General features: G+C 64.9%; 15 protein-coding genes. 11 read left to right on the top strand and 4 right to left on the bottom strand.

Annotated features, from left to right (window positions below; translation table 11 throughout):
* Positions 1-77 precede the first annotated feature (77 nt).
* From IMX18_RS09525 to IMX18_RS09510, 4 genes are all read left to right on the top strand, one after another.
* Positions 78-1058, top strand: a complete 981-nt coding sequence (locus IMX18_RS09525) for an aliphatic sulfonate ABC transporter substrate-binding protein (RefSeq protein ID WP_039614223.1) — start codon at positions 78-80, stop codon at positions 1056-1058.
* A gap of 16 nt (positions 1059-1074) precedes the next feature.
* Positions 1075-2466, top strand: coding sequence for an LLM class flavin-dependent oxidoreductase (locus IMX18_RS09520; protein WP_015270642.1), 1392 nt, complete (start codon positions 1075-1077; stop codon positions 2464-2466).
* Positions 2467-2572: 106 nt separating this feature from the next.
* Positions 2573-3409, top strand: a complete 837-nt coding sequence (locus IMX18_RS09515) for a bifunctional allantoicase/(S)-ureidoglycine aminohydrolase (protein ID WP_013972924.1) — start codon at positions 2573-2575, stop codon at positions 3407-3409.
* 160 nt (positions 3410-3569) lie between these two features.
* A complete protein-coding gene (locus IMX18_RS09510) occupies positions 3570-4169 on the top strand; it encodes an START domain-containing protein (RefSeq protein WP_054573529.1) in 600 nt (199 codons plus the stop codon).
* A gap of 188 nt (positions 4170-4357) precedes the next feature.
* On the opposite strand, the gene IMX18_RS09505 is transcribed toward IMX18_RS09510, so the two are convergent.
* Together IMX18_RS09505 and ggt are read right to left on the bottom strand one after the other, a co-directional pair.
* Positions 4358-5239 (bottom strand): LysR substrate-binding domain-containing protein, encoded by an 882-nt coding sequence (locus IMX18_RS09505; RefSeq protein ID WP_015270644.1) that lies wholly within the window; start codon positions 5237-5239, stop codon positions 4358-4360.
* A 70-nt stretch (positions 5240-5309) separates the two neighbouring features.
* A complete protein-coding gene (ggt, locus tag IMX18_RS09500) occupies positions 5310-7100 on the bottom strand; it encodes a gamma-glutamyltransferase (protein WP_217190127.1) in 1791 nt (596 codons plus the stop codon).
* A 117-nt stretch (positions 7101-7217) separates the two neighbouring features.
* Here ggt and IMX18_RS09495 point away from each other — a divergent pair, with 117 nt between their 5' ends.
* On the top strand, positions 7218-7868 hold the full coding sequence (locus IMX18_RS09495) for an ankyrin repeat domain-containing protein (protein WP_137137549.1): 651 nt from the start codon (positions 7218-7220) through the stop codon (positions 7866-7868).
* Between the two features lie 139 nt (positions 7869-8007).
* Here IMX18_RS09495 and pobA read toward each other — a convergent pair whose 3' ends face one another.
* Positions 8008-9195 carry a 4-hydroxybenzoate 3-monooxygenase gene (gene pobA / locus IMX18_RS09490; protein ID WP_054573531.1) on the bottom strand — a complete coding sequence of 396 codons (1188 nt, stop codon included), beginning with the start codon at positions 9193-9195 and terminating at the stop codon, positions 8008-8010.
* Positions 9196-9367: 172 nt separating this feature from the next.
* On the opposite strand from pobA, the gene IMX18_RS09485 reads away from it, so the two are divergent.
* From IMX18_RS09485 to IMX18_RS09475, 3 genes are all read left to right on the top strand, one after another.
* Positions 9368-10246, top strand: coding sequence for a helix-turn-helix domain-containing protein (locus IMX18_RS09485; protein WP_191472583.1), 879 nt, complete (start codon positions 9368-9370; stop codon positions 10244-10246).
* Between the two features lie 199 nt (positions 10247-10445).
* Positions 10446-10844: a MerR family transcriptional regulator gene (locus tag IMX18_RS09480; RefSeq protein WP_013972930.1), complete on the top strand. Its 399-nt coding sequence runs from the start codon at positions 10446-10448 to the stop codon at positions 10842-10844.
* A 19-nt stretch (positions 10845-10863) separates the two neighbouring features.
* A complete protein-coding gene (locus IMX18_RS09475) occupies positions 10864-11763 on the top strand; it encodes a hydroxymethylglutaryl-CoA lyase (RefSeq protein WP_191472582.1) in 900 nt (299 codons plus the stop codon).
* Positions 11764-12295: 532 nt separating this feature from the next.
* Here the strand turns inward: IMX18_RS09475 and IMX18_RS09470 are convergent.
* Positions 12296-12814, bottom strand: coding sequence for an MgtC/SapB family protein (locus IMX18_RS09470; protein ID WP_015270650.1), 519 nt, complete (start codon positions 12812-12814; stop codon positions 12296-12298).
* Between the two features lie 236 nt (positions 12815-13050).
* On the opposite strand from IMX18_RS09470, the gene IMX18_RS09465 reads away from it, so the two are divergent.
* From IMX18_RS09465 to mapR, 3 genes are all read left to right on the top strand, one after another.
* Complete coding sequence (locus tag IMX18_RS09465; protein WP_013972933.1) at positions 13051-13290, top strand: DUF3203 family protein; 240 nt, start codon at positions 13051-13053, stop codon at positions 13288-13290.
* 121 nt (positions 13291-13411) lie between these two features.
* Positions 13412-14815, top strand: a complete 1404-nt coding sequence (gene ccoG, locus IMX18_RS09460; RefSeq protein WP_100413548.1) for a cytochrome c oxidase accessory protein CcoG — start codon at positions 13412-13414, stop codon at positions 14813-14815.
* A 50-nt stretch (positions 14816-14865) separates the two neighbouring features.
* Positions 14866-16275: a GntR family transcriptional regulator MpaR gene (mapR, locus tag IMX18_RS09455; RefSeq protein WP_013972935.1), complete on the top strand. Its 1410-nt coding sequence runs from the start codon at positions 14866-14868 to the stop codon at positions 16273-16275.
* Positions 16276-16305: the final 30 nt, after the last annotated feature.

Genomic DNA, 16305 nt, shown 5'->3' with positions numbered 1-16305 from the left:
ATATAAAAATTGAATGCCAAACGCCACCTCCCTAGTCTGGGCGCATCGCTTCCCTCCCCGTTCAAGGAGCAATGCCCATGCCCGCCCGTGCCTTTTCCCCCCTGCGCCGCCTGTTGATCGGCGGCTTGCTGGCCAGTGTCGCCAGTACCCTGTTGCCCTGGTCCCAAGCCCTGGCCGACGAGGCCAGGACCCTGCGTATCGGTTACCAGAAGTTCAACAGCATCAACATCCTCAAGGGCAGCGGTGCCCTGGAGAAGGCCCTGGCGCCGCAAGGCGTGAAAGTCAGCTGGCACGAGTTCGCCGCCGGCCCGCAGTTGCTCGAAGCCTTGAGCACCGGCGCCATCGACCTCGGCCATGCCGCCGACGCCCCCTCGGTGTTCGCCCAGGCCGCAGGCAAGCCGGTGGTGTACCTGGCCGCCGAGCAGCCCTACCCACGTGGCATCGGCCTGGTGGTACGTGAGCAGGACCACCTGGCCAGCGTGCAAGACCTCAAGGGCAAGCGCGTGGCCACCGGCCGCGGCTGGAACGCCCAGTATCTGCTGGCCGTTGCCCTGGAACAGGCCGGCCTCAGCTACCAGGACATCACCCCGGCCTACGTCAACAACGCCGCCGATGCCGTGGCTGCCCTGCAATCGGGCAGTGTCCAGGCCGTGACCCTGTGGGACCCGTTCCTCGCCGCGGCAGAAAGCCAGCCGGGCCTGAAGAACCTGCGCGACGGCAGCGGCCTGTCCAACAACCGCACCTTCTACCTGTCCACCGCCAGCTTCGCCGACCAGCATCGCGCATTGCTGAAGACCTTCTTCGCCGAGCTGGCCAAGGTCAGCCAATGGGCCAACGCCAAGCCTGCGGAAGTCGCCGCACTGCTGGCCCCACAACTCGGGATCAACGCCAACGTGCTGCAAGCGGCCAGCGAGCGGCGCAACTACAATGCCGTGGCCATCACCCCAGAGATCGTTGCCGAGCAACAAAAGCTGGCCGACACATTCCAGGGCCTGGGCCTGATTCCACGCAAGCTGCAGGTGGCCGACGCGGTCTACCCGGCTTCCGTGTTGCCTTGAGCGGAGCGCGCCCACCATGCCCCGCCCGATTCGCTTCAACGCCTTCAGCATGAATGCCGCCAGCCACCAGTCCCCCGGCCTGTGGCGCCACCCGCGCAACACCAGCGTGGCCTTCAATTGCCTGGGCTACTGGACCGACCTGGCCCGCCTGCTCGAACGCGGCTTGTTCGATGCCCTGTTCATCGCCGATGTGCTGGGCATCTACGACGTCTACCAGGGCGGCCCCGAAGCCGCCCTGCGCGGTGGCGTGCAGGTGCCGGTCAACGACCCGCTGCTGCTGGTGCCGGCCATGGCCGGGGTTACCGAGCACCTGGGCTTCGGCGTCACCTTCTCGCTCACCTACGAACACCCCTACCCGTTCGCCCGGCGCATGTCGACGCTCGACCACCTGAGCAATGGCCGGGTCGGCTGGAACATCGTCACCGGCTACCTCGACAGCGCCGCGCGTAACCTGGGCCTGGCGCGCCAGTTGGGCCACGACCAGCGCTACGACCTGGCCGAGGAATACCTGCAGGTGCTGTACAAGCTATGGGAGAAAAGCTGGGACGACGATGCGGTGCTGCTGGAGCGTGACAGCGGGCGCTATATCGAACCCGCCCGGGTGCACCCCATCAACCATGTGGGCGAGCACTTCCAGGTGCCGGGCATGCACCTGTGCCAACCTTCGCCGCAACGCACGCCGGTGCTGTTCCAGGCCGGTGCTTCGGCACGCGGCCAGCAGTTCGCGGCGCGGCACGCCGAATGCGTGTTCATCAGCGGGCCGACGCCCACGGTACTGCGCCGCTACGCCGACGGCATCCGCCAGGCCAGCGAGGTGGCCGGGCGTGGCCGGGACGAGGTGCTGATCTACGCCCAGGCGCTGTTGATCGTCGCCCCCACGCGGGAGGAGGCCGAAGCGCGCTTCGCCGAATACCGCCGTTATGTCGACCTGGACGCCGCCCTGGCACTGCTGTCGGGCTGGACCGGCATCGACTTTGCCGGCCTCGACCCCGATGCGCCCATCGAATACGTCGAGAACGATGCCGGCCGCGCAGCCCTGGCCGCCTTCACCGCCGCCGACCCGAACCGCCGCTGGACCGTGCGCGAGGCTGCCGAGTTCGTCGGCCTGGGCGGCCGTGGCCCGGTGCTGGTGGGGGCTGCCAGCGAGGTGGCCGACCAGCTGGAAAGCTGGCTGGACCAGACCGGCATCGATGGCTTCAACCTGACCTACGCAGTGCAACCAGACGACCTTGCAAATGTGGTCGAGCTGCTGGTGCCGGAGTTGCAACGCCGTGGCCGCTACCCGCTGAGTTATGCCGAAGGCACCTTGCGCCACAAGCTGTTCGGCCAGGGCGACCGCTTGCCGGAAGGGCACGCTGGCCGGCAGGTTCGCATTCAGCCGGCAAATACCGGGTATTCCAACATTTAATTTGTGGATGGCACGCACTCGACCCTATTCTGTCGCCACATCCCCTGCGCCGCACCGGCCGGTGCGGTTCACGGCATGGGGAGAGAACAACAAGTCGAGATCGTCCATGTCGAACCATTCGTACTTCGCCCCCCACGGTGGGCACCCGGCTCAGACCGAGCTGCTGACTGACCGTGCCATGTTCACCGAAGCCTATGCCGTCATCCCCAAGGGCGTGATGCGTGACATCGTCACCAGCCACCTGCCGTTCTGGGACAAGATGCGCATGTGGGTCATCGCCCGCCCGCTGACCGGTTTTGCCGAAACCTTCTCCCAGTACATCGTCGAAGTGGCCCCGGAAGGCGGCAGCGAACGCCCTGAGCTGGACCCGAACGCCGAAGCCGTGGTGTTCATCGTCGAAGGCGAACTGGACATCACCGTCGAAGGCAAGCACCACACCCTGGTACCGGGCGGCTACGCCTTCCTGGCCCCGGGCGCCGAGTGGAGCCTGCGCAACAACAGCAAGTCCAACGTGACCTTCCACTGGCTGCGCAAGCACTACCAGAAGGTCGAAGGCCTGGACGTTCCCGAGTCGTTCGTCACCCACCGTGACAACGCCACCGTCATCGAGATGCCGGGCACCGAAGGCCGCTGGGTCACCACCCGCTTCGTCGACATGGCCGACATGCGCCACGACATGCACGTGAACATCGTCACCTTCCAGCCGGGCGGCGTGATCCCGTTCGCCGAGACCCACGTAATGGAACACGGCCTGTACGTGCTGGAAGGCAAGGCGGTGTACCGCCTGAACCAGGACTGGGTCGAAGTGGAAGCCGGCGACTTCATGTGGCTGCGCGCCTTCTGCCCGCAAGCCTGCTACGCCGGTGGCCCAGGCAAGTTCAGCTACCTGCTGTACAAGGACGTGAACCGTCACGTGCACCTGACGCTCAACCCTAAGCGTTGATGCATTGGGGGCGCTCTGCGCCCCTTTCGCGACACAAGGCCGCTCCCACAAAAGTACGGTGTACCCCGAACCCTGTGGGAGCGGCCTTGTGTCGCGAAAGGGCTGCAAGGCAGCCCCAGTAGCCGCATACTGAAAATCCTGCCCCCGCGCGGTACCAGCCATGAACCGCTGCCTGCTGCTCACCGCCCTGCTGTTCTGCACCCCCGCCCCAGCCGCCGACGACTGGAACCTGGCCTACGACCGCGAAGGCATCCGCGTTTACCTGAACGCCGCCCCCGACTCGCCCTACCAGCAATTCCGTGGTGTCAGCACCATGAAAGCCAGCGTTCGCACGCTCACCGACCTGCAGGAGAACCTGCGGGTGGCCTGCAAGTGGCTGTACGCCTGCGCCGAGATGCGCTTGCTGGATGTGCAAGGCGAAAACACCTGGGTGTACCTGACCACCAACCTGCCGTGGCCGACGATGCCGCGGGACATCGTGCTGAAGGTCACCACCGAACGCCTGGACGACGGCACGTTGCTGCGCCACCTGAGCGCCGAGCCAGACAGGATCCCCAAGGTAGATGGGCTGATCCGTGTGCAGCAGCTCAACGGCGAGTGGCGGATGAAACCGCTGGGTGAGCGCAGGACCGAGGTGACCTACCAACTGCAGGCCGACCCTGCCGGGGATGTGCCGGGGTGGCTGGCCAACCGGTTTGTGGTGGATGCGCCAGTGGTGACGTTGCGGACCCTGCGAGCGGTGGCCGAGCGCCAGCCCTAGAGGGTATTGAAAACCTGCACCGGCCTCATCGCCGGCAAGCCAGCTCCCACCTCGACCGCATTGGCCTCAAGCCATACGCAAACCCTGTGGGAGCTGGCTCCCACCTCGACCGCATTGGCCTCAAGCCATACGCAAACCCTGTGGGAGCTGGCTTGCCGGCGATGGGCCGCAAAGCGGCCCCAACCCTGTCAGATCCCGCCACCCGCAAGCAATTGCGTCATCACCTCGGCCAGCGCCTTGACCATCACATCCGCCGTCGGCCGGTGGACGATGACGATTTCATAGCTGTCGACCTCAGGTAGCCCCTGCTCCGCACCGAGCACCCGATGCTCGCCGGTCGCCGCCCGTGGCGGCAGCAGGCTGATGCCCATGCCATCGGCGACCGCTGCCTGGATGCCGCTGAGGCTGGAACTGGTGAAGCTGATGCGCCAACGCCGGCCCATGCCTTCGATGGCGGTAATCATGTCGTCGCGGTACAGGCCGCGGGGCGGGAAGGTCACCAGCGGGATCGGGTCCAGTTCGAAGGCGGGCGTGCGCGCGCTGTCGATCCACTGCAGGCGCTCGGGCCAGCAGGCCACGCCTTCGCGGCTGTTGCGCCGCTGCTTGAGCAACACCAGGTCGAGCTCACCGTTGTCGTAGGCCTGGCTGAGGTCGCGGCACAGGCCGCTGGTCACTTCCAGCTTCACCTGCGGGTGCAGCCGGCTGAACGCCGACAGCGCATTGGTGGTACGCCCGCCCACGAAGTCCTCGGGCACGCCAAGGCGCACGGTCATGCCAACCATCGCCCCGGCCAAGGCTTCGAGCATCTGGTCGTTGAGGGCCAGCATGTGCCGGGCATAGCCGAGCAGGGTCTGCCCGGCGTCGGTCGGCAGCACGTCGCGATTGCCACGCACCAGCAGACGGTGGCCAACCATATCCTCCAGGCGGCGCACCTTCTGGCTGATGGTCGATTGGGTGGAGTGCAGGCGCGCAGCAGCCGTGGTGAAGCTGCCGCAATCGGCCACCACGACAATGGCACGCAACAGGTCGAGGTCGAACAGGGCCCTATTCGATTTCACGCTGATGGACATCTTGGTATTCAACTTTTGAATGGCAAGACTGACTTCTATCACGCCACCTGCTGCACCGCAACGCGCACCGCTAGTCGCCGACTGCCACGCCTTCGCGCCGAGGGTCGGCACCACCCGACCAACCCTCGCCACTGCGCTGGATGATCTGCATGCCACTGGTCATGATCATCGGCGTCACCTCATGCCCCCAGGCTGCCAACTGCCGGATCAGTGCCGGGCTGGCCAAACCCGCCTCTACTTCGGTGCCGGCATTGCGGCTGCCGAAGTTGGGCAGGCCGGCGGCCTGCTGCGGGTCGAGCTGCCAATCCAGCAGGCCGATCAGCGCCTTGTTCACGTAGCCGATGATCTGCGAGCCGCCGGGCGAGCCCAGGCTGGCCACCAGCTCGCCGGAAGCTTGCGAGAACACCAGGGTCGGCGCCATGGCCGACAGCGGCCGCTTGCCCGGTTGCACCCGGTTGGCCACGGGCTTGCCTTGTTCCCGGGGGATGAACGAGAAGTCGGTCAGGTGGTTGTTGAGCAAGAAGCCCTTGACCATCAGGTGCGAGCCGAACGCTGCTTCCACCGAAGTGGTCATGGCCAGGGCCTGGCCGCGGTCATCCACCGCGCTGAGGTGCGAGGTGGAAATGCGCAGCGGCGAGCGGTCAGGCGCCAGGGCCAGATCGGCCCCCTGCGGCTGGCCCGGGCGGGCGCGTTTCATGCTGTACTCGCCGACCTGCGCGGCGCGGCTGGCCAGGTATGTGGAGTCGGTCAGGGCCTTGAGCGGCACCGGCACGTAATCGCTGTCGGCCAGGTACTGGGCGCGGTCGGCATAAGCCAGGCGCTCGGCCTCGGCAACCAGGTGCACGGCCAGCGGCGGGGCTTCCAGCCCGGCAACGGTCGAAGTGCGCAGCGGCCGCATGGCGGCAAGGTCGCGCTGTGGCGAAGCCCGCTGCAGTGCCTCCAAGATGCCCAGGGTCTGCAGCACCGTCACCCCGCCCGACGATGGCGGTGGCATGCCACAGATGCGCCAGGCCTTGTAAGGGCCACACAGCGGCTCGCGCACTTTGGCTCGGTACTGCTGCATATCCTGCAGCGACAGGTAGCCGGCATTGGCATGGCTGCGCACCTGCGCGACGATGGCTTCGGCGATCTCGCCGCTGTAGAACAACTCGGGGCCCTGCTCGGCAATCTGCTCGAAGGTTTGCGCAAGCTCGGGGTTGCGCAAGGTAGTCCCCACCGCCAGTGGCTTGCCCTGTTCATCCAGGAAGTAGCGGGCCATGGCGGGTGAACGGGCAATGAACGGGTCGCCCGCCACCAGGGTGTGAAGGCGTTCGGAAACCGCGAAACCGTTGCGTGCCAGCGCGATGGCAGGGGCAAACAGGTCGCGCCAGGGCAGCTTGCCGTGCTGCTCATGGGCCAGCTTCAGGGCACGCAGAACCCCTGGTACGCCCACCGAACGCCCGCCTATCTGCGCTGCCCTGAATGGCATCGGTGAACCATCGGCTTGCAGGAACAGGTTTTCCGTTACCGTCGCCGGGGCTGCCTCGCGGCCATCGAAGGCCTGCACGCGCTGGCCGTCCCAGTAGAGGATGAACGCCCCGCCGCCAATGCCACTGGATTGCGGTTCGACCAGGGTCAGCACCATCTGCATGGCGATGGCCGCGTCGATGGCGCTGCCACCGGCACGCAGCATCGCCCGCCCCGCTTCGCTGGCCAGCGGGTTGGCAGCTGCGGCCATGTGCCGGCTGGCATGCACCGGCTGCAGGCCAGTGCGGTAGCCAGAGGCCAGTTCCGGTGGCGCGGGCAGCACCTGGTCGGCACAGGCCCAGCCACTGGCAGCTACCAGGCACAAGGCGCCCATCAGAGGGGTGGAGAATTTCATCGTTGTGCTTCCTGCCATTACCTATTCAGCACGGCACTGTCTTTCATGCGCAAACTTAACTTCAAGCCCTGGCGTGTTTTTTCTAGGATGCGGGCAGGTCATCGAGGAGCCTGCCCCATGCGTTCACTACTTGCTGCGATGCTGTTCGCCCTGTGCACCAGCCTTGCCGCCCACGCCGAGAGCACTGCCATGGACAACCGCCTGCACAACGCTGCCCGTCACGATGATGTGGGCACCCTGCACCAACTGCTGGCACAAGGTGCGCAGCTGGAGAGCCGTGACGAGCAAGGGCGCACTGCCCTGCTGGTGGCCACCCACGGCAACCACATTGCGGCCGCGAAAGCGCTGATCGAGGCCGGTGCCAATGTGAATGCCAAGGACAACATCGACGACAGCCCGTACCTGTATGCCGGGGCTCGTGGCCTGAACGACATCCTGAGGCTGACCTTGAGCCACGGTGCCGACCTCAAGAGCACCAACCGGTATGGAGGCACTGCGCTGATACCCGCCGCCGAACGCGGGCATGTCGAGACCGTGCAGTTGCTGATCGATGCCGGGGTGGACGTGAACCATCTCAACCGCCTGCACTGGACTGCGCTGCTGGAGGCGGTGATCCTCGGTGACGGCGGGCCGCGGCATGTGGAGATCGTGCGCCGGCTACTGGCGGCCGGGGCGGATCGGCAGATTGCCGACAAAGATGGGGTGACCGCGCTGGAGCATGCGCGGCAGCGGGGGTATCGGGAGATGGAGGCGTTACTGGCCCGCTAGGCAAGGTTGCATGGCACGGGCTTCGCCCGTGATCGCCGGCAAGCCAGCTCCCACCAGGACCGCATCGACTCCAAGCCATACGCGGTCCCTGTGGGAGCTGGCTTGCCGGCGATGAGGCCAGGACAAGCAGCACAGGACCTCAGGCTACTTCTTCGAACGGCAGCCCTACATAGTTCTCGGCAATGTTCACCAGCCCCGCCGGCGAGGTCAGGAAGTACTCGCGGTCGGCTTCCTGCATCTTCTGGTCCCAGGCGTCCTTGTGGCTGCCGAAGTCATGCAGGAGCTGGGTCATGAACCAGCTGAAGCGCTCGCCTTTCCACACCCGGCGCAGGGCCAGCGGAGAATACTGCTGCAACAGGTCGGTGCGCCCTTCGCGGTACACCTTGACCAGGATCCGGTACAGGTAGTTGACATCCGATGCCGCCAGGTTCAGGCCCTTGGCGCCGGTCGGCGGGACGATATGCGCAGCATCCCCGACCAGGAACAGGTGGCCATACTGCATCGGCTCGACCACCAGGCTGCGCAGCGGCGCGATGCTCTTCTCCAGGGCCGGGCCGGTGACAAGGCGCGCAGCCACATCTTCGGGCAAGCGTGCCTTCAGCTCCTCCCAGAAGCGCTCGTCGGGCCACGCCTCCACCTGCTCGTCCAGCGGCACCTGCAGGTAGTAGCGGCTACGGGTGTGCGAACGCTGGCTGCACAGCACGAAACCGCGTTCGTGGTGGGCGTAGATCAGTTCGTGGTTGACCGGTGGCGTGTCTGACAGCATGCCCAGCCAGCCAAACGGGTAGACCCGCTCGTACTGCTTGAGGATGCCCTCGGGGATGCTCTGACGCGAGACACCGTGGAAGCCGTCACAGCCGGCAATGTAGTCGCAGTCCACGCGGTGCATCTGGCCGTCTTTTTCGTAGGTCAGGTAGGGCCGTTCGCCCTTGAGTTCGTGCGGCTGGACATTGCCTGCCGAATAGATGATCGGCGCACCGCTGGCTTCACGTGCCTGCATCAGGTCACGGGTGACTTCGGTCTGGCCGTATACCATCACCGTCTTGCCACCGGTCAGGGCCTTGAGGTCCAGGCGTTGGCGGCGCCCGCCGACCAGCAGTTCGACACCCTCGTGTACCAGGCCTTCACGGTCCATGCGCTCGGCCACACCGGCTTCACGCAGCAGGTCGACCGTGCCTTGCTCCAGCACCCCGGCACGGATGCGGCCAAGCACGTATTCGGGCGTCTGGCGTTCGACGATGACGGTATCGATACCGGCCTTGTGCAGCAGTTGGCCCAGCAGCAGGCCAGACGGACCTGCACCAATAATTGCGACCTGAGTTTTCATTGTTGTTGTCTCTGTGCGGACGATGCCGGCCCTGGACTGGCAGTGGGGCGGCATCTGCTGTTAGGGTTTGCCCTTGCATTTTTACTGGCAAAAACAGCCATTGAAGTGTGATATCCCATGCATAACCTGCACTTTTACAAAAAACGTTCGATTAACGGACAGGCCTGCACGCATGAAATCCACCCTCCCTGGTGTCCCCTTGTTCAAGTTGTACGGCGAAAACCAGGCCTGGCCCGGCACCGACCTGCTGCACTGCGAGTCGATCCCGGCACGTAGCCGTTTGCATCACTGGGAAATCAAACCGCACCAGCACGCCGAGCTGTTCCAGTTGCTGTATGTGCAACGCGGCCGGGCCGAAGTGGAGATCGAGGGGGTGCGCAGCGCCATCAGCGAAGCGGCAATCCAGGTGGTACCGCCGATGACCGTGCACGGGTTTCGCTTCAGCGCCGATATCCAGGGGCATGTGCTGACCTTTGGCACGGCACTGGTGGCCAACCTGGAGCAGCGCCTGGGCGCGCCGCTGGCGGTACTGGCGAAGGCGGCGTGTTACCCGCTGGGCCGGGACCGGGTGCATCTGCGCAGCCTGATCGACACCCTGCAGCAGGAGTACCAGGGCAACGCCCCGGCGCGGGCGGCCTTGCTCGAAGCACTGGTGACGGCGCTGATGGTGTGGATCAGCCGCCGCCAGCAGCTGGTGCAGGCACCGCGCAACCGCGATGAACGTGACCGCCACTTGCTGGGGCAGTACCTGCGCCTGGTCGAGGCGCATTACCGTGAGCACCTGTCGGTGGAGGATTTTGCCGCGCGGTTGAATATTCCGAGTCTGCAGTTGAACCAGCTGTGCCGGGCACTGAGTGGGCAGACCGCGCTGCAGGTGGTGCACCAGCGGTTGCTGCTGGAGGCTCGGCGCAACCTGATCTATACGCGGATGAGCATCGGGCAGTTGTCGGATAGCCTGGGGTTTACCGACCCGACGTATTTTGCCCGGTGGTTCAAGCGGTTGAGTGGGCAGACACCGAATGGGTATCGCAGGTCGGGGTTGTCTGAGTAATTTTTTCGCCTGTGCTGGCCTCTTCGCGGGCTTGCCCGCTCCCACAGGTATTGCATTGACCTAGAGGGCACCGCTGTCCCTGTGGGAGCGGGCAAGCCCGCGAAGAGGCCGGTACAGGCAACACACATTCCGCGCCCCTGCTTGACGTATACGTCAACCTGCCCTCAGGATACCCGCATACCCCACGCCGAGCCCCAGCATGAGCACCCAGACCTACAGCATTTCCGACCTGTCCCGCGAACTGGACATCACCACCCGCGCCATCCGCTTCTATGAGGAACAGGGCCTGCTGAGCCCCGAGCGCCGTGGCCTGGAGCGTATCTATTCGGCGCGTGACAAAGTCAGTTTGAAACTCATCCTGCGCGGCAAGCGCATCGGCTTTTCGCTGGCCGAATGCCGCGAGCTGATCGAACTGTACGACCCCTCCAGCGGCAACCTAAAGCAGCTCAACAGCATGCTGGCGAAAATCGCCGAGCGCCGCGCCCAGCTGGAACAGCAGATGCTCGACATCCACCAGATGCAGCTGGAGCTGGACACCGCCCAGGAGCGCTGCGAACAAGCCCTGGCCGCCACCCTGAACAACAAAGACAACCGCTGAACGCCACAGGAAACCCGCCATGTCCTTGCCCAAACACGTCCGCCTGGTCGAAGTAGGCCCCCGCGACGGCCTGCAGAACGAAGCCCAGCCCATCAGCGTCGCCGACAAGGTGCGCCTGGTGGACGACCTCACCGAAGCGGGCCTGGCCTATATCGAAGTGGGCAGTTTCGTCTCGCCCAAGTGGGTGCCGCAAATGGCGGGCTCCGCCGAAGTGTTCGCCGGCATCCACCAGCGCCCGGGTGTCACCTATGCGGCGCTTGCCCCCAACCTGCGCGGTTTCGAGGACGCCCTGGCCGCCGGCGTGAGGGAAGTGGCGGTGTTCGCCGCCGCCTCCGAAGCCTTCTCGCAACGCAACATCAATTGCTCGATCAGCGACAGCCTCAAGCGCTTCGAGCCGATCATGGAAGCCGCGCGCAACCACGGTGTGCGCGTGCGCGGCTATGTGTCGTGCGTGCTCGGCTGCCCCTATGAAGGCAAGGTCAGCGCCGAGCAGGTCGCCCCGGTGGCCCGTGCCCTGCACGACATGGGCTGCTACGAGGTATCGCTGGGTGACACCATCGGCACCGGTACCGCCGGCGAAACCCGGCGCCTGTTCGAGGTGATCGCGGCACAGGTACCGCGCGAGCAACTGGCCGGGCACTTCCACGATACCTATGGCCAGGCCCTGGCCAACGTGTATGCCAGCCTGCTCGAAGGCATCAGCGTGTTCGACAGCTCGGTGGCCGGGCTGGGCGGCTGCCCCTATGCCAAAGGCGCTACCGGCAATATCGCCAGTGAAGACGTGGTGTACCTGCTGCAGGGGCTGGGCATTGAAACCGGCATCGACCTGGACCGACTGATCGCCGCCGGCCGCCGCATCAGCAGCGTGCTGGGCCGCGACAACGGGTCGCGGGTAGCACGGGCGCGCAGCGCGCAATAAGTCATACGGGTGTCACATTGGTGTGGGTGAAGTGTTACCGCCCCCACGTTTTGCAGCAAAAAATCGGGTAACAGGGAAACAAATCGGCAGAATTTCAGGCCAGTCGATTTCGACTGAAATCGCCAAGCGCTTGATTTTAAAGGGTTTGCAAAAGTTGGCACGCACCCTGCTATATCTCTGGTACAACAACAAAAAAAATGTGACACCCAATAAAAACAACAGGTAACGGCTCTGACATAACAAGAACAACACGGCAGAGGCGTAGCAAGCAGATTTTTTTGGAGTCGACACGCTTTTCAGGGGTACGCCCCGCGGTCTGGCACAGAACAATAAAACTACCTCCAGGTAGCGGCAGCCAGGTTCGGATCAGCAATGATGAAAGCAGGTCAGCGCTCAAAAAAATACGTTTGCTCTTGACCCCGCATGGGGGTCGCCCGCAACACCAGGACAGGCTGACAAAAACAAAAACAGGCCGGTCCCAATAATAAAAAAAGAGCAGGCAACAACGCTTTGAGGGGAGCTTCGGCTCCCCTCAGTGCTTCCTGCCCTCTTCCTCCTCCTGCTTTCCCTCATCCTGCCCTTCGAGCTTGTCCACCAGCAACGGCATCGTGCCCAGCACCAGCAGGGCCAGTATCGTGCTGATCAACGCCGTGGCTTCGCGGCCCATGCCGGCTGCCGTACCGATGGCGGCGGTCATCCACAACCCGGCAGCAGTGGTCAGGCCCTTCACATGGCTGGCGTCCTGGCCGTTGCCCTTGAGAATGGTGCCCGCACCCAGAAAACCGATACCGGCGACAATGCCCTGGATCACCCGGCTCAGCGCTTGCTCGTCGGCCCCGGCCATGCTCGGTGTCAGCACGAACAGCGCGGCGCCCAGCGAAACCAGCATATGCGTACGCACCCCGGCGGCCTTGCCCTTGTGCTCGCGCTCGAAGCCCAGCACAGCGCCAAGCAGGGCTGCCATCAGCAGGCGTACGAGGATTTGCGTGACCTCGCGCTCGTCGGTGATATCGGCGAATTCGGCCTGGATTGCTTGCCAGATGAGGTCCATTGCTTTCTTCCCATGTGGAGCATTGTGTTGTCAGGCCCGGCCCGTTCGCGGGCACGCCCGCTCCCACAGGGATCTGAGAAACACCTGTGGGAGCGGGCGTGCCCGCGAAGAGGCCAGGCCTGCCATCTGCAAGGGTTGACCCCCGAACAAATGACAAAGTGCCGTTCAGCCTGCTGATGCAGCAACCTTCCCCTCAGCACGGTCCACCCTGTAACCACCCCCAGGAGGACTACTCCATGCCCATTGAAATCGACGAAACCACCCGCCGCTGCACCCTGATCGCCGAAGACCTGCGCATCGAGGGTGATGGCCCGTCCATCGAAATCGTCACCGACGAACAGCTGCGCATGTCCGTGGCCCTGCTCGCCGGCCAGCGTGTGCCCATCACCGAAGCCGAGGCCGATGCACTGACCGTGGCGGGTGCGGTGGATAGCCGCAGGCATCTGAAGGCCAGCACGCCAGGCTCGGTAATCTGAGGCCTGGCGGGGCCTGCCGGGAAATCTGATACGGTTTTTATCGCAAAATCTGAGCCTGTGCTGATAACAGTCTCAGGGCCATAGTGCTCATGCCTGATCGAGGCCTGATGAGCACCGAGCCATGAACGATAGAATCCCTTTCACAGAGATCGCCACCGCCCCAGCCAGCCCCCAGCCACGCCGCGCCGACAATGGCATCCATACCCGCAGCTTCACCGGGCTGTACCGCAACCTGCGCATCGGCTTCGCCGGCGCCCTGTTCGTGCTGTTCTTCGGCACCGCCTGGCTGAACTGGAACGGCCGCCAGGCCGTGCTGTGGGACCTGAGCAACAGCAAATTCCACATCTTCGGCGCCACCTTCTGGCCGCAGGACTTCATCCTGCTGTCGGCGCTGCTGATCATCTGCGCCTTCGGCCTGTTCGCCATCACCGTGTATGCCGGCCGCGTGTGGTGCGGCTACAGCTGCCCGCAAAGCACCTGGACCTGGCTGTTCATGTGGTGCGAAAAGGTCACCGAGGGCGACCGCAACCAGCGCATCAAGCTGGCCGCCGCGCCCTGGAGCCTGAACAAACTGGCCCGGCGCATGCTGAAGCACAGCCTGTGGCTGGCCATTGGCGTGCTCACCGGGCTGACCTTCGTCGGCTACTTCACCCCGATCCGCCCACTGGCCGCGGAACTGTTCACCTTGCAACTGGGCGGCGTGGCGCTGTTCTGGGTGCTGTTCTTTACCGCCGCCACCTACATCAATGCCGGCCTGCTGCGCGAAGCGGTGTGCCTGCACATGTGCCCCTATGCACGCTTCCAGAGCGTGATGTTCGACAAGGACACCCTGGCGGTCGCCTATGACCCGCGTCGCGGCGAAGCCCGTGGCCCGCGCAAGAAAGGCAGTGACCTCCGCGCCCAGGGCCTGGGCGACTGCATCGACTGCACCTTGTGCGTGCAGGTGTGCCCCACCGGCATCGATATCCGCGACGGCCTGCAAATGGCGTGCATCGGTTGTGCGGCGTGCATCGATGCCTGTGACGGGGTAATGGACAAGATGGGCTACGCCCGTGGCCTGATCGGCTACAAGTCCGAACGCAGCCTGCAAGGTGGCACCACCCATTGGCTGCGACCGCGCCTGCTGGGCTACGCCGCCGCGCTTGGGGTGATGATCGCGGCACTGGTGGTGGCCTTGCAGCTGCGCCCGATGGTGTCGCTGGACGTGATCAAGGACCGCGGCCTGTTCCGCGAGAATGCCCAGGGCCAGATCGAGAACATCTACCTGCTCAAGGTCATCAACAAGACCGAAAGCACCCGGCACTATGAGCTGCGCCTGCTGGACGCCGACGGCTTCAGCTTGCAGGGCAAGACCTCCTTCGTGATCCCGGCCGGTGAAATGAGTGAACTGCCGGTGTCGGTGGCGATGCTCGCCGAGCGCCCGGCCAGCAGCTCGCAGACGCTGAGCTTCGAAATCAGCGAGCGCGACGACCCCGCCATCCGCAGCGTGGCCCACAGCCGCTTCGTCGCGCCGATGAACCGCTGATCCCTTACACTGAGTCCACCTTGCCTGCCAGGCTTCGACAGAAGGCCAGAATGAAACGCTACGAACGCTTTGCCGACGACATCGCCGAACTGATCCGCTCCGGGGTGCTGGGCCCCGGCCAGCGCGTACCCTCGGTGCGCTATGCCAGCCAGACCCACGGGGTCAGCCCGTCCACCGTGTTCCAGGCCTACTACCTGCTGGAGCGGCGCGGGCTGATCCGTGCCCGGCCGCGCTCGGGCTATTTCGTCAACGCCCACGCCCCGCGCCAGTTCAGCGAGCCGCAGGCATTGCAGCCGGTAAGCGAATCCACCGACGTAGACGTCAGCGCGCTGGTGTTCTCGATCCTCGACTCGATCAAGGACCCCAACACCGTGCCGTTCGGCTCGGCCTTCCCCAGCCCCGAGCTGTTTCCGCTGCAACGCCTGTCGCGCTCGCTGGCCAGCGCCAGCCGCAGCATGGACCCGCGCATGGTGGTGACCGACCTGTCACCCGGCAACCCGCAGCTGCGCCGGCAGATTGCCCTGCGCTACATGGTTGGCGGGCTGATGCTGCCGATGGAGGAGCTGCTGATCACCAACGGCGCGCTGGAAGCCCTGAACCTGTGCCTGCAGGCCGTCACCCAGCCCGGTGACCTGGTGGCCATCGAAGCCCCCGCGTTCTATGCCTGCCTGCAGGTACTGGAGCGTCTCAAGCTAAAGGCCGTGGAAATTCCTGTGCACCCGCGCGAAGGCATGGACCTGGGCGTGCTGGCGCAAACGCTGGAGAAACACCCGGTCAAGGCCGTGTGGTGCATGACCAACTTCCAGAACCCGGTGGGCGCCAGCATGCCGGAGGCGAAAAAGCAGGCACTGGTGGAGCTGCTGGCGCGTCATCAGGTGCCATTGATCGAAGACGACGTGTACGCCGAACTGTACTACGCGCAACAGGCACCCAAACCGGCCAAGGCGTTCGACACCCAGGGGCTGGTGATGCACTGCGGCTCGTTCGCCAAGAGCCTGGCACCTGGCTACCGCATTGGCTGGGTGGCAGCCGGGCGCTTTGCACAAAAGATCGAGCGGCTCAAGCTGATGACCTCGCTGTGCGCCTCGATGCCGGCCCAGGCGGCCATCGCCGACTACCTGCAGCACGGCGGCTACGACCGCCACCTGCGCAAGCTGCGCTATGCCCTGGAAGGCCAGCAGGCCAACATGCTGGCGGCCATCGCCCGGCACTTTCCGGCGCAGACGCGGGTCAGCCAACCATCCGGCGGCTACTTCCTGTGGCTGGAGCTGCCCGAACAGATGGACGCCCTCAAGCTGTTCCACATGGCCTTGGCCCAAGGCATCAGCATCGCCCCCGGGCCGATCTTCTCGCCCACCCGGCGCTTCGGCAACTGCATCCGCCTGAACTACGGCAGCCCCTGGCATGAGGATGCCGAACGGGCCATGGAAACCCTGGGGCGGATCATCCGCTCGTTCTGATGACTGGCGCCCCGGCAGGCGGCTATAGTT

It is taken from the genome of Pseudomonas shirazica, from assembly GCF_015168335.1.
Taxonomy (GTDB): domain Bacteria; phylum Pseudomonadota; class Gammaproteobacteria; order Pseudomonadales; family Pseudomonadaceae; genus Aquipseudomonas; species Aquipseudomonas asiatica.
Note: the sequence above shows the minus strand (reverse complement) of the source record. Positions and strands in the feature narration are given on the sequence as shown.